The organism is Sulfurimonas sp. NWX79 (genome assembly GCF_039667035.1).
Classification (GTDB): domain Bacteria; phylum Campylobacterota; class Campylobacteria; order Campylobacterales; family Sulfurimonadaceae; genus Sulfurimonas; species Sulfurimonas indica.
In genome coordinates this window covers 40,292-54,010 of record NZ_JALCZL010000006.1, presented here as the reverse complement: position 1 = coordinate 54,010, position 13,719 = coordinate 40,292, and the positions used below count along the sequence as shown (strand labels likewise).

General features: G+C 36.9%; 16 protein-coding genes. 7 read left to right on the top strand and 9 right to left on the bottom strand.

The genetic code is table 11. From position 1 onward, the window contains the following. Nucleotides 1-14: 14 nt before the first annotated feature. Together MNY27_RS04175 and MNY27_RS04170 are read right to left on the bottom strand one after the other, a co-directional pair. Nucleotides 15-428 (bottom strand): cytochrome c, encoded by a 414-nt coding sequence (locus MNY27_RS04175; protein ID WP_152182964.1) that lies wholly within the window; start codon nucleotides 426-428, stop codon nucleotides 15-17. A 278-nt stretch (nucleotides 429-706) separates the two neighbouring features. Next, entirely contained in the window at nucleotides 707-1,030 is a 324-nt protein-coding gene (locus MNY27_RS04170) for an MTH1187 family thiamine-binding protein (RefSeq protein WP_152182965.1), read from the bottom strand. 91 nt (nucleotides 1,031-1,121) lie between these two features. Here MNY27_RS04170 and ychF point away from each other — a divergent pair, with 91 nt between their 5' ends. Next, nucleotides 1,122-2,222 carry a redox-regulated ATPase YchF gene (gene ychF / locus MNY27_RS04165; protein ID WP_346391908.1) on the top strand — a complete coding sequence of 367 codons (1,101 nt, stop codon included), beginning with the start codon at nucleotides 1,122-1,124 and terminating at the stop codon, nucleotides 2,220-2,222. A gap of 9 nt (nucleotides 2,223-2,231) precedes the next feature. Here ychF and MNY27_RS04160 read toward each other — a convergent pair whose 3' ends face one another. Genes MNY27_RS04160 through MNY27_RS04150 form a run of 3 tightly spaced genes read right to left on the bottom strand, consistent with a single transcriptional unit; the run spans nucleotide 2,232 to nucleotide 4,987 of the window. After that, nucleotides 2,232-3,059, bottom strand: coding sequence for a phosphatidylserine decarboxylase (locus MNY27_RS04160; RefSeq protein ID WP_152182967.1), 828 nt, complete (start codon nucleotides 3,057-3,059; stop codon nucleotides 2,232-2,234). Nucleotides 3,060-3,074: 15 nt separating this feature from the next. Further along, the gene (truD, locus tag MNY27_RS04155) at nucleotides 3,075-4,148 is read right to left on the bottom strand and encodes a tRNA pseudouridine(13) synthase TruD (protein WP_152182968.1); all 1,074 of its coding nucleotides are present in this window, start codon (nucleotides 4,146-4,148) and stop codon (nucleotides 3,075-3,077) included. A gap of 20 nt (nucleotides 4,149-4,168) precedes the next feature. After that, nucleotides 4,169-4,987 carry a thiamine-phosphate kinase gene (locus MNY27_RS04150; protein ID WP_152182969.1) on the bottom strand — a complete coding sequence of 273 codons (819 nt, stop codon included), beginning with the start codon at nucleotides 4,985-4,987 and terminating at the stop codon, nucleotides 4,169-4,171. Nucleotides 4,988-5,070: 83 nt separating this feature from the next. Between MNY27_RS04150 and MNY27_RS04145 the strand changes: the two genes are divergently transcribed. From MNY27_RS04145 to MNY27_RS04125, 5 genes are all read left to right on the top strand, one after another. Beyond that, nucleotides 5,071-6,282, top strand: coding sequence for a diguanylate cyclase (locus MNY27_RS04145; RefSeq protein WP_152182970.1), 1,212 nt, complete (start codon nucleotides 5,071-5,073; stop codon nucleotides 6,280-6,282). 132 nt (nucleotides 6,283-6,414) lie between these two features. Next, nucleotides 6,415-8,127 (top strand): succinate dehydrogenase flavoprotein subunit, encoded by a 1,713-nt coding sequence (gene sdhA / locus MNY27_RS04140; protein ID WP_346391907.1) that lies wholly within the window; start codon nucleotides 6,415-6,417, stop codon nucleotides 8,125-8,127. Between the two features lie 9 nt (nucleotides 8,128-8,136). Further along, on the top strand, nucleotides 8,137-9,117 hold the full coding sequence (gene sdhB / locus MNY27_RS04135) for a succinate dehydrogenase iron-sulfur subunit (protein ID WP_152182972.1): 981 nt from the start codon (nucleotides 8,137-8,139) through the stop codon (nucleotides 9,115-9,117). Nucleotides 9,118-9,127: 10 nt separating this feature from the next. Then, nucleotides 9,128-10,009, top strand: a complete 882-nt coding sequence (locus MNY27_RS04130; RefSeq protein WP_152182973.1) for a CoB--CoM heterodisulfide reductase iron-sulfur subunit B family protein — start codon at nucleotides 9,128-9,130, stop codon at nucleotides 10,007-10,009. 71 nt (nucleotides 10,010-10,080) lie between these two features. Continuing rightward, a complete protein-coding gene (locus MNY27_RS04125; RefSeq protein WP_152182974.1) occupies nucleotides 10,081-10,857 on the top strand; it encodes an exodeoxyribonuclease III in 777 nt (258 codons plus the stop codon). 2 nt (nucleotides 10,858-10,859) lie between these two features. Here MNY27_RS04125 and MNY27_RS04120 read toward each other — a convergent pair whose 3' ends face one another. The 4 genes from MNY27_RS04120 to MNY27_RS04105 all read right to left on the bottom strand — a co-directional run bounded on the left by MNY27_RS04120 (nucleotide 10,860) and on the right by MNY27_RS04105 (nucleotide 12,948). Next, the gene (locus tag MNY27_RS04120; RefSeq protein ID WP_188109406.1) at nucleotides 10,860-11,189 is read right to left on the bottom strand and encodes a DUF1566 domain-containing protein; all 330 of its coding nucleotides are present in this window, start codon (nucleotides 11,187-11,189) and stop codon (nucleotides 10,860-10,862) included. Between the two features lie 136 nt (nucleotides 11,190-11,325). Next, on the bottom strand, nucleotides 11,326-11,856 hold the full coding sequence (locus MNY27_RS04115) for a peroxidase-related enzyme (protein WP_152182976.1): 531 nt from the start codon (nucleotides 11,854-11,856) through the stop codon (nucleotides 11,326-11,328). Nucleotides 11,857-11,858: 2 nt separating this feature from the next. After that, nucleotides 11,859-12,440, bottom strand: coding sequence for a YeeE/YedE thiosulfate transporter family protein (locus MNY27_RS04110; protein ID WP_152182977.1), 582 nt, complete (start codon nucleotides 12,438-12,440; stop codon nucleotides 11,859-11,861). Beyond that, nucleotides 12,433-12,948: a YeeE/YedE thiosulfate transporter family protein gene (locus MNY27_RS04105; protein WP_152182978.1), complete on the bottom strand. Its 516-nt coding sequence runs from the start codon at nucleotides 12,946-12,948 to the stop codon at nucleotides 12,433-12,435. Before MNY27_RS04105 ends, MNY27_RS04110 begins: the two co-directional genes overlap by 8 nt. Nucleotides 12,949-13,040: 92 nt before the next feature. Between MNY27_RS04105 and MNY27_RS04100 the strand changes: the two genes are divergently transcribed. Then, nucleotides 13,041-13,718, top strand: a complete 678-nt coding sequence (locus MNY27_RS04100) for a MerR family transcriptional regulator (protein WP_152182979.1) — start codon at nucleotides 13,041-13,043, stop codon at nucleotides 13,716-13,718. The last annotated feature ends 1 nt before the right edge of the window (nucleotide 13,719 follow it).

Below are 13,719 nucleotides of genomic sequence, written 5' to 3'. Positions count from 1 at the left end.
ATGGACTTCTCACTCTACTGCATATTCATTCTCTTCATCTGACCACCTTTAAAATTTTTCGGTGGATAGTTATCGAACATCCAAGAACTCACTTGACGTAACTCTTCTTCAGTTATATTCTCTTTTTGAGAAGGCATTAAACCAAAACGTTTGATCTTCTGTGGCATACAGACTGCCTTTTCTTTTGTTGGATTTTGAACATAAGCGACTATAAAATTCACAGCATCTTTTTTATTTGGATATACCATTTTAATATGTCGCATAACTCCCATCAGTGGTGGTGCTACTAAACTAGATTTATCTTTTGGCATAGTTTTTATGTGACACATTGCACATTTATTGTCAAATATCTTTTCAGCTCCACTCGATGCCGATAGTGATGTGGTTATTCCCATAACTCCAATCAATGTAATCATCATATTTTTCATTTTCAACTCCTAATTTTTATATTTTGTATTGTTGCATAGTAACGTTAAGTGAACGTTACTGTTCTTAACAATATGGAGATAAATCAATACAAAACTTTAGAAGATATACAAAAAACTACTCTACAACTTTTGGTAGTTCATTTAAGAGAATCTCTAAGTTTGGAAGCATAATGATCTCTATACGACGATTCAACTTTCTTCCCTAAACCAGTAGCAGAGATATTTTTCGGATCCATCCCCTCTTCTATCATTCTAAAACATACTAAGAGTATATTTGGCTATTTTCTTACTTCTCTTCCTATGTTTTTCTCCACAGATTTTATCTTGTTTTTTAATCTCTCTTCAGAGTTATGACGAATATCAAATTTTAAAGAGGAGTAGACTCGCTCACACTCTTTCACCTGTTCATATGCAAGTTCAATTACATCTAAAGCCTCACGCATTGTATCTGTCTCCACTATTGTCCCCATTGGTGTCAGTTTATATGTCACTCCACTCTTATCTATAGCATCGATGATTTTTGCCACCTGTTTGGAAACAGAACTACCCTCTCTACAATTATCAGATGTCGGAAACATTGCAAACTCTAAAAGTACACTCATAAAAATTCCTTTTGTTTTTTGCGCTATTGTATCACGCCCAATTTTAATTTTACTTAGCTATAATTGCAAAAAACTTTTTTAAAGGGTAATTATGGGATTAGCAATCGGCTTGGTCGGACTTCCAAATGTAGGTAAATCAACAACTTTCAATGCACTCACAAAGGCACAAAACGCAGAGGCGGCGAACTATCCGTTTTGTACTATTGAGCCAAACAAGGCAGTTGTTCCCGTACCGGACAAAAGACTCCACGAGCTTGCAAAGATTGTTAACCCTGAGCGTATTCAGTACTCTACACTCGATTTTGTCGATATTGCAGGTCTTGTAAAAGGTGCGAGCAAAGGTGAAGGACTAGGAAATAAGTTTCTCTCAAATATCCGTGAGACTGAAGTTATTTTGCAGATTGTACGCTGTTTTGAAGATGAAAACATTGTTCACAATGAAGGCAGCATTGACCCGCTGCGTGATGTTGAGATCATTGAAGGTGAGTTAATCCTTGCAGATGTCGAAGTACTTTCAAATCGTATAGAGAGACTTAAAAAGCAGGCAAAAGCAGACAAGAGTGCAAAAGCTTCACTTGAAGTTGCAGAAGAACTTTTAGAGTTCTTAGGCGAAGGCAACTTGGCACGTAACTTTGAAAAAGCAGACTCTGATGAGTATAAACAACTTAACCGTGAAGTACGCTTTTTGACAGACAAAGAGATTATGTACGGTGCAAATACTGATGAAGATGGTCTTTTAGAAGATAATGAGTATGTAAAAGCACTGCGTGAGCACGCAGAGAAAAACAACTGCGAGCTTATCAAGCTCTGTGCAAAAGTTGAAGAGGAGCTTATTGGTCTTGAAGAGGATGAAGCAAAAGAGTTTTTGGATGAGCTTGGTGTTGAAGAGTCAGGTTTGGAACAAATCATTCACAAAGGTTTTGACAAACTCGGACTGATGAGCTACTTTACAGCCGGTGTCAAAGAGGTAAGAAGCTGGACTATTCGTAAAAACTCCACTGCCCCGCGTGCAGCAGCTGCCATTCACAATGACTTTGAAAAAGGCTTTATCCGCGCTGAAGTTATCAGCTATGAGGACTTTATTGAATATGGCGGAGAAGCCGGAGCCAAAGAGGCTGGTAAAATGCGTCTAGAAGGAAAAGAGTACATCGTTCAAGATGGTGATGTAATGCATTTCCGTTTTAATGTTTAGGAATCCCTCCTAAACATTTAGTTTTGCGATAGTCTGACCAAATTTCACTTGATCGCCTGTTTTTACCAGAACCTCTTCAAACATCCCTTTTTCAGAGAGTATGACAATCGTTGAACCCATCTCAAAACATCCAAAATCATCACCTTTATCAAGGTAGAGATTATCAAACTCATAAACCTGCTCACCTACTACATCTGCATTGGTCTGGATGCGAAGCTCAAAACTTACTTTCATCACACCAACATTAAGTGCTGAAACTAAAACCATATAGAATTTTTTACCGTTCATAGTCTCACACTGCAGTACAACCCTCTCATTTTCTATAAAAAGATTCAAACGTTTTTTAAGTGAAGGAAGATTTACAGGATAAAATTTCCCTGGAATATGTACAGCTTTTAAAACTTTGAGATTTGTCGGGATATGATAACGATGATAATCTTTTGGAGAGAGATAGAAGTTTATAAAATCTCCATCATGAACTTCTGCTTTTTCTTCCTGCGTGAAGTTCTCTCCTAAAAGCTCATCCGTCTTATAGCGCATTCCTTTGATTTGCAGTGCATAATCATCTACAAGTTTTCCACACTCCGAGATTAGTGAGTCACATGGAGATATAAAATCCTCTGCCCCAAGAGAGAAGTTTCTCATCTCACGCAGATGCCTTGTAAAGAGTGCATTGAGACTTTTATATGTGCTTGGTGCATGAAACTCACTCATATCCAGACCCATTAGACTCACATAGCTTTGATTGACTATATTTTGAAACCACGCTGGAAACTCTTTAGATGCGAATTTTCCAAATATTTGTGATATTGCTGATGTAATATGTCTCTTTTCCATTGTTACTATAAATCCTTAATTAATTTTTCTTTTTGCTATTTCTTCTATAAGTACTGTTGCATATGAACCTTTTGGAAGTGTAAAGTTAAGTTCATATTGTGCTTCAACTTGATTGAAACGTCCCTCTATATCTGTCGGATAAACCCATGCATAACGACGTGCTCCATCTGCATTGATATCATCATCATAATCTTTCTCTATGACTCTGGCTTCCATAGTAGCAAGCCGAGCTTTTTTCCCAGGAAGCAGGCCTGTAACACTTACATCACGTTCATTAAAACGTTTTAAGTCATCCTCTGCACCCTCATAATCAAAAAGTCGACCGTAAGGGTAATGTTCCATAACATCTCCACTGATAAGTTTAAAAGGATGAGATTGCGCTTTCATCTTTTTTACTTCATCATTTGGCATATTAAGCAATGATTCTAATTCGCTAGCTTCAAAACTATTCACAAGCGAGTTAATCTCAAGTCTGCGTGAGAGCCAGAGATTAAAGAGATGTGACTGGTAAGCATTGATAAGAAGCTTTTTTACACGAGGGTTTCTCTCACGTGCTTCACCTTTTGCCAATTTTTCTCCAAGAATATGGTTATTGCCGTCATTCCCAAAACGCTGGTATCCAAAAAAGTTTGGCATTCCCTGCTTGTCAATGTTTTTCAAGGCTTCATCAATTTTAGCCGCACTTGTAGGATTGACCTTTTTGAGTTTAATATAGAAACGATTAGCTTTTAAGTGCCCGATACGGATTTTATTGTTGTGATAGGTTTTTGAGAGAATTTTGATGCCGTCAAAATTAAAACTATCCATCGCCTCTTCATATTTTCTATGCAGTGAGATATACTGTTTTGTCATGGCATGTTTGTCTTTGAGCCCCGCATAGCCTATCTCTTTGTTTTTGATGCCAAGATAACGGGCAATCTGTCCTATCATCTCTGTTGTAGAGAGTCCTTTTTTCCTCACAAACAGGACAAGGTGTTCTCCCTCTCCACTAAATTCATAAAGAGGTATCTCTTCTACTACAAAATCCCGTGGAGACTGTTTAAAATGAAAATCTATACTTGCATGTGCAAGCGAATAAAATCTATCCATATAATTCTTTTTCCTACTATTTAAAAATGGTGTGCCCTACATCTGTTTTTATATCTGTTGCGTGAGGCTCTTGCAAAAATATTTAAAGGTGTTCGACTTTGTACAGCCCGCCGAACTACTGCTTTTCTATCGCGCTTATCAAAGGCTATAAGCATCTCATACTCTTCACCGCTACACCCCAATGACTTAGGAAGTTTTGTATGAAATCGCACGCCGATACTATTGCGTGTTGTAATCTTTTGTAAATCACTCAGGAGCCCATCAGAAATATCCATGCCGGCTTTTAAAAACCGTTCTGATCTTCTAATAAAAGTATCTCTGAGTTGTATATCTACAAACTTCGACTTTTTATGAATCTTTCCAAGATTGAAAAGTTTTTTAAGCTCCTTTGCACTCTCTCCAAGCTTCCCTGTATACGCAAAAAGGTAGTTATCTCTCACACCTTTTCGAAGTAATGGTTTTTTACTCTTTGAAATAATCGTCACGGTTATGTCTAACTTCGTGTTACTTATCGTATCGCCACCAATAATTTCCATATTATAACATTTTGCAACATCTTTAAAGCCCTTTGCGAGCGCTTGCATATCATGTTTTGACATACTTTTTGGCATTGCAACACTCAAAAGTGCATACAGAGGCTTTGCATTCATGGCAATGGCATCTGAAATATTGACCAGCATCGCTTTTTTAGCTATCTGTTCATAACTCATCCACTCTTTTTTAAAGTGGACATTTTCAAAAAAAGCATCTTTTGAATAGATAAACTCACCAATGCAAGCAGCATCATCACCAATATGTTTATTGTTAAAAAGTGATATAAAATAATTTTCTAAATTCAAAAACTCTTCTTTTTCTTAAGCTATTATTAATTGCAACCGATATAGAATGGTAAGTTATTATAACATTTTTAGGAAAAATATTTATGAAGCAATCCATAAAAAAGATATTTCAGAACTTAAATACATATTTACTTTTTGTTTTATTTGTTGCGATACTTGGTATGTTACTTGTTCTAGAGCATAGTTTATCATTTGACAAAGTAGATAATTTACGTAATCAAAAAAAGATTATCTCTACACTTACAAAGCTAGATAAAAGTGATCTTGAACTAGCACTTATACAGTTTAATGGTAAAAGCACTCGCCTGCATCAAGAGATAAACAAACTACGTACACTTTATAAGTATGCTTATATTGACAAGTATGTTCTTAAAAATGAACAAGAGTACTTTGCAGATTTACAAAAACTCTCAGAACTGACCGACACTTTCAACAAAGCTGCAAAAGAGTACTATGTTGACACAAGAGACATAGAACGAGAAAAAACAGCAAAAAGACGTTTAGACGTAGCGCTCTACACTATTAACAAACATATAGACTCTATGCTCCTAAAAACCATAACATATAATGAAGAGAAATTTTACTTTGTTAAAAATGCTATTGTTGTTATTTTTATTCTTATTCTTTTAGCAACATTTTACTATCGTCGTACACTTAACGCTATCTACAAAGATATAGAGTTTTTATATCAAGTGGAGAAACACAGAAAAACCTATACTATCTTTTCTCAAGAGGCCGATGCAATTGCACTGCGCATGAACAGAAAAAACACATCAAGTGACAATCCTGATTTTCTTGATCCGGTAACCGGTATCAATAATCATAAAGGATTAATTAACTCATACTCAATGAAAAAAGGTGCTAAAGAGAGTAACTTTACCTCTGTTACAGTTTTAGAGATAGATAATTTTTCAAAATCAAACAGAGCCTTTCCTCAAGATGTAACACAGGCAATACTCAAAAAAATTGCCTATACTATCTCTCTACATGAACAGGCCATTGATGTCATTGCAAGAACAGATTTTAATCAATTTACAATTATTTTTTCCCGCTCTTCAAAAGAGCAGTCCTACAAAGATGTGGAGCTCATTCGTGAAAGTATCGCAGAACTAAAGTTCAATATTCCACATCAAGGTTCTACACAGATAACTGTCAGTGGTGGTTTTGTCATCAAACCAAACAACACCTCTTTGGAAGAAGCAATGAAACAGGCAAAAGAGATTTTACACTACGCACAATCAACAGGTACCAACAGAATTCTTCAAGCAAGAGACCTTGCACAACGAGAGATATAATATCATTTTGTATTATATGTCTCAAATAGTAACAAACTGAAACTTCCTCGATACAAAGTCAATATTTAACCTGCACTAAGGCTGACTGCGATATAATCAGCATTATTTTAGTTCTTTATTGAAGGAAAGTTAATGAGTATTCCTATTTATACTTACGACGCAATTATTGTTGGTGCAGGTCTTGCAGGATGTGCAGCAGCTAGAGAGTTGCAAAACGCAGGAAAAAAAGTCGCTGTTATTACAAAGTTACATCCACTTAGAAGTCACTCAGGTGCAGCACAAGGTGGTATCAATGCAGCATTTAGTGATGAAGACAGTGTTGAGCTTCATGAATTTGACACAGTAAAAGGTTCTGATTACCTAGCAGACCAGGATGCTGTTGAATTTATGTGCCAAAAAGCTCCTGAAACAATTCGCTGGGCTGAAAAAATGGGTGCTGCTTTTAGTAGACAGGAAAATGGAAAAATCGCACAACGTCCATTCGGTGGTCAATCTTCTCCTCGTGCATGTTATGCAAAAGACAGAACAGGATTAACACTGCTTCAGACTGTTTATGAGCAAGCAGACCGCGTTGGTGTAAAATTCTGGGATGAGTGGTATGCTGCAGATATCATCTATAAAGATGGAAAAGTTTCTGGTGTTGTAGCATTTAACATTCGTGATATGCAAATGGCGATTTTCAATGCAAAATCTGTCATGTTTGCAACAGGTGGTTATGCTCGTGCGTATAAAATCAACTCAAATGCTCACGCAAATACAGGAGACGGTCTCTCTATTGTAGCGCGTCACGGTCTTCCATTAGAAGATATGGAGTTTGTGCAGTTTCACCCATCTGGACTCTCAGGTAACGGTGTTTTAATCTCTGAAGCAGCTCGTGGTGAGGGTGGAAGACTTTTCAACTCTAAAGGCGAGCGTTTTATGGAAAAATATGCTCCAAATGCACTAGAGCTGGCTTCTCGTGATGTTGTTGCACGTGCAATTCTTAATGAGATTCGTGAAGGACGTGGTGTAGGACCAAGAAAAGATGCGGTTTATCTTGATGTTACACATTTAGGAAAAGATTTAATTATGGAAAGACTTCCTGAGCTTCGTGAGCTTGCTATGACTTTCCTTGGTCTTGACATGATTAAAGAACCTATCCTTATCTCTGCTACTGCACACTACTCAATGGGTGGTATTCCGGTTGATATTGACGGACATGCACGTCTTAATAATGAAGAGTTCGTTGAAGGTTTTTATGCTGCGGGTGAGTGTTCTTGTGTATCTGTTCACGGTGCAAATCGTCTTGGAGCAAACTCAGTTCTTGAAGCGCTTCTTTTTGGTCGTTTTGTTGGTAAGACAATGGTGAATGACATCGACAACATTAAACTGCGTCCAGCTTCCCAAGAAGATGCTCAACGTGCACTTGATGAAGTGGCATCTATTTTAAACAACAATGGGAATGAAAGTGTTCCAGCACTTCGTGATGAACTCCAACAGTGTATGACAGACAATGCTGGTGCTTTTAGAACAAAAGAGACGCTTCAAATCGCAGTAGATAAAGTAAAAGAGCTGCGTGAGCGTTTTAAAAACATTCGTATCAAAGACAAATCAAAAGTATTCAATACAGAACTTCAAGAGGCTATTGAGTTTGGTCACATGCTTGACTACTCTCTTTTTATTGTTGAGAGTGCTATTGCGAGAGAAGAGAGCCGTGGTGCACACTACAGAGAGGATTTTCAAGAGCGTGATGATGAAAACTTCTTAAAACATACTATGGCGTATATGGATGAAGATGGCAATATCAAACTTGACTACATGGATGTTGTTCTTGGCAAACATGAACTTAAAGCAAGAAATTACTAAGGATAACTTATGAGTACAGAACATAAAATAACTACACAAAAAGTAAACTTCAAAGTATTCCGTTTTAATGCTGATGAAGATTATTTACCATATTATGAAAACTACGATATGGAAGTGACTTCTGAAGAAGTTGTACTTGATATATTAAACAGAATCAAATGGGACCATGATGGAAGTTTTTCATACAGAAGATCTTGCCGTCACGGTATCTGTGGTGCTTGTGCTATCAAAGTAAATGGCAGAAGTACACTTGCATGTAAAGAGAGCATGAACGACATGGTTGCACTCTTTGGAAATGAGCTTGTCATCGAACCACTCAGTATCAAACGTGCTGTAAAAGATATGATCATTGACAAAGGTGACTTCTGGGAGAAACACGAAGCTGTAACACCTTATCTTGTCGCAGATATTGATGAGGAACCAGAGATGGAGAATCTTGTTTCACCTGAAGATGCAGAAGCACTTGATGAAGCAGACTTATGTATCCAGTGTGGTGCTTGTCATTATGCTTGTCCTGTAGTTGAGATAAATGAAGATTTCATGGGACCAGCGGCTTTTGCAGCAGCATACAGATTTGAATCAGATGTCCGTGATAATGCTGATTCAAGACTTGCGGATGTAAATGCAGAGAAACAGGGTGTTTGGGATTGTGTAAAATGTTTTGAATGTGCTGAAGTTTGTCCTAAAGAGATCAATCCTATTTCTAAGATCACAAAACTGCATCAAATGGCATTCCAAAAAGGAATCGCAGAAAATAATGTTGCAGTACGTCACGCAGTCGGATTCAAAAAATCGATTGAAAAACGTGGTGTCCTTGATGAAGGTGGCTTAGTACTCTACTCTGAAGGTCCAGCTATTGTAAAACATGTTCCAGTTGCACTCAAAATGCTTAAAAAAGGCAAAATTGCAATGCCATGGAATATTCCAACATCAGATAATATGGATGAGATTAAAAAACTTGTCAAATCTTCATCTACAGCAAAGTTCTAGGAGTTAAAGAATGGAAAAATTAAGATACGCACTTTTTACAGGATGTACAGCAAAACAGAGTACTCCAGAGCAGATGATGTCAACAATGGCTGTGGCTGAAAAACTGGGAATCGAACTTGTAGAGTTAACAGAAGCTTCTTGTTGTGGCGCTTCTCACTTACAGGATTATGATGACTTTTTATCACTTGTTTTAAATGCAAGAAACATTGCTTATGCTGAGAAACACGGGCTTACAATGGTAACTATCTGTAATACTTGTCAACTTAACACTGCAATGACAAAACATCGTCTGGATGAAAACCCAGAACTCAAAGCAAGAGTAAATGAAAAACTTGCAGAAGTTGGATTGGAGTACAAAGGTACTTCTGATATCACTCACTTCTTATATGCTATCATTGATGATATCGGTCTTGATAAAATCAAAGAGATGGTTGTAACACCACTGAGCCAGTTCAATATCGCTCCTTTTTATGGATGTCACAATATTCGTCCCTCAGAGTTACAAAATGAGACACACAAAACTCCAGAGTCAGCATACCGCCCTACTTCACTCGATGATCTAATCATTGCGTGTGGTGGTCAAAATGTTGACTATGAAGAGAAGAACAAATGTTGTGGTTTCCATGTTGAGCTTCAAGCTCCTCATACTGCTGCAGTTCTTACTGGTAATGCGATTGCGGGTGCGATGGATGGAAACGCAGACTGGATGGTAACACCATGTCCACTCTGTCACCTTAAACTTGATACGCAAACTGCACATGCAAGTGAAGCAATCGGTCGTGAAGTTGAGCTTCCTGTACTTCATATGCAGCAAATGGTAGGGCTTGCACTTGGCTGTACTCCGGCTGAGCTTGGACTTAACCATCACTTAGCGAAAGTTGATTTCGTTTAATACCTCTTTTTTATTCCATCTTTCAAAGATGGAATAATCCTCTTCTATATAAAAACTTCAGGACTTTACAAATGTCAGATACAATCGAGATAATTTCATGGAATGTTAATGGAATTCGTGCCGTTGCTAACAAAGAAGCTCTTCAATGGGTAGATAAACGTGATACCGACATCTTATGCCTTCAAGAGATAAAAGCCCAAAAAGAACAGATTCCAGATAATCTTTTTGAAAAAGAATTTACAGAAGTTCTTATCAATCCTGCTCAAAGAAAAGGTTACAGTGGTACAGCGACTTTTAGTATGCTACAAAGTGATTATCATTCGACTTGTCCAGAGATAGACACAACCCATGAAGGGCGTATTATTGAAACACATTATGATGATATCGTTTTATTTAATGTCTACTTTCCAAATGGACAAAGAGATGAAGAAAGACTGGCTCATAAAATGAAGTTTTATGATGATTTTTTAGCACATTGTGAAGCGCTGCGTGAGGATGGAAAAAGTATCATCATCTGTGGAGATGTTAATACGGCTCACCGTGAGATTGACTTAAAAAACCCTAAAGCAAACGCCAAAACATCCGGTTTTTTACCGATAGAGCGAGCATGGATAGACAAACTGCTTGATCATGGCTATATAGATACATTTCGTTATGTAAACGGAGATGAAGTTGACAGATACTCATGGTGGAGCTATCGTGCAAATGCTAGAGTGAAAAATGTAGGCTGGAGAATTGACTACTTTTTTATCTCTGAAGATTTGGAAGAGTCTTTGGAAGATGCTTTCATTTTAGACTACATCGAAGGATCAGACCACTGCCCTGTAGGTATTCGTATTGCAATATAAGATTATTTCTTATACTCTCTCACACAAATAATAAAGTTTTTATCGCATTTATCACTTGAAGATGTAAATCCATTGCCTGTAAAAACAGTAATGGCATTTAACTCTTCATTTTTATCACTCTCACTACTCCAGTACACATGTGCTCCCAAAAATTGAAACTTCTCTTTTAATTTATCTGATTGTGAAAGTGTAAAAAGTTCTTTTTGTGTAGCTAAACGCCAATCGTTGTGCCCACCTAAGTCTAATTGTTTACAGTATCCTACTGCCAATTTCCATATCTTTTCTTCTGCTTCAACATTGTCCTGCCACTGTAAGTGCTGTTTATTATCCAACACAAATCCTTGGTCTCCTGCATAAAGAGAAGTAACTAATAAATAGATTGATAAAAAATACTTTAGCACGACAATTCCTCTTTTGGTTTTATTATAGTAACTCTTTTATGTGTACTTTTTGTGTAATCTCTCAAAACTACTTTCCAAGTCCAAAAACATTGGAAAGTGTATTGATATAATTGAAGTAACCCACAATCGCTACAGCTTCGAGTATCTCCTTATCACTCCATCCAAATGCTTTAATAGCATCGATATCTTCTTGCATCATCTTATAATTATCTTTTTTTGATGCTCTTACACAAAAGTTTAAAAGTGCCTTTTCTTTATCATCTACCTGCATATTGTCAATACCACGAAGAATCTCTTCGATTTTAGCCTCACTCAACCCTAGCATCTTTGCTATATTTTTATGAACATCAACACACATCACACAGCTATTCTCTTTAGAAATAAGCAAAGCAATCGCTTCTTTAATATCATATGAGAGATATGTCTTTTCTAAAAGATAGGTTTGTACCATTGCATCTGTTGCAAAATAGACTTTTTTATCAAGTGCCAAAAGTTTAAATATCTCTCCTAGCGAACCTGTTTTCTCTAAAATAGGACGAGCTCTCTCTTGAATCTCTGGACTCATCTCTTCAAATTCCGGTAAATCTATATATGCCATTTTTAATCCTTACTATTTTTAAAATCTGCAGGGTCTTTATACTCTAGAGAAGGTAACAGATACGCACCTACAAGTAAAAGAACTCCAAAAACCACTGTAATCACCATCCCATATTCTGTAAAAAAATCAGGAAGTCTTATTTTACCAAAATTTGGCTCCATTATCTTTTGAATATAAGGATAAAAATAGGTAAAAACAGCACCGCCAACCATACCACCAATGACACCAACAAGTGCATCGATTCTTCCTTCTGAAACAGAGACAAAAAATGCTGCAGGGCATTTTCCAAGTATAACAAGTCCTGTTCCAAAGAGCACTGCACCAATAATTAAACCTCCAAGAAGTGTCGGCTTGACATCAAAGCTTGCATAACCATTGGCTACCAAAAAATAGAAACCGATACTTGAGAGCCCTACTGTTGTCATTGCCATACGGATGGCTAATGTATCTTCAAAAAGTAAGAATCCTGCCATCTTTTCAAACTTGTCTAGCCTGCTGTAGAGAATTATTGCACCAAAAAAGAATCCTATCACAAGTATAGTTAAAATCGAGCCATGTTCCTCTTTTGCTATAATATCAAACATCACATGCCTTTTTCTTCTTATAAAAGACTCTTCCTACCAACATACCTGTTCCAAGTGCCAAAATTGTAAATATAAATCCACTTATTGCCATCTGCGAGCCTCCAGAGAGGACATGTCCTGCATTACATCCACCTGCAAGCCTTGCTCCAAAAACAAGTAAAAACCCACCAATAAAGCTCCAGAACATACGTGATGGTACAGATTTATTTTTTCTCTCCTTCCAAAGTGTTGGAATCAAACTGATATGAAAACTTTTGGTAATAAAGAGAGAAGTAAAAAGTCCTCCAAAAAACACACCAAGCAGCATCAATGCTTCCCAGGCACCTGAACTTTCTATCTCTTTTGTATATTCATAATGACTACTATCCAGTCCAAAAAGCATCGTCGATATATATGCCATACCGGTAGATGCTCCTATCGATCTATCTGCTCCCCAGATTGAAAAAGAAAAATAAAAAAGTAGACTCATAGCAATACCACCAGCCCACCACGGTATCTGTTTTGGCATAAAAACTCCTTAATATAAAAAGTGTAAAGTGATGCTTTACGTTTTGTATTATATGCTATAATTATTAAAATCAAATTAAATGAAGGCTCTCTATGGAGTATAAGATCTCAGAAGTTGTAGCAAAAACAAATGTACCAAAATCAACAATACTCTACTATATCAAAGAGGGTTTATTGCCCGAAGCTAAAAAGATTAAGCTCAATGTTCATAAATACAGTGACGAACATATAGAACTGATAAGATACATTAAATATATGCAAGAGAGAATGGGAAGCTCCATCGAGGAGATAAAAGAGGCTCTCAGGAAAAAGAACAGCTCCTTTGCAGGCTCTTATACAATGCTTGCACCACTTATGAAAACACTCAGTGATGACTCAGGACTTGAACACTACACAAAACAAGAGTTCATTGAACACTTTGCGATTGATAAAGATCTACTGCAAAAGCTGATAGAAGATGAAATTGTACTGCCAGTCAATCAAGATGACTTTACAAAAAAAGATGCAACTATCGTAACACTGGTAGAGCACTTTTTAGAAGTTGGAATACCCTACTCTATACTGCAAGAGTACATAAAGCATGCGACGATACTTGCAAATATCGAGCAAGAGATGCTAGAGAAACTTTGCGATGTAAGAGATGAAGAGAATTTTACAACTCTTTGGAAAATTATGTTTGACACACTCTTTCATGCCAAAAAATATCTATTTAACCGCTCTACCTATAAACTACTTTTTCAAAGAGCAAAAGAAGAGATTACTCAAAAATAGA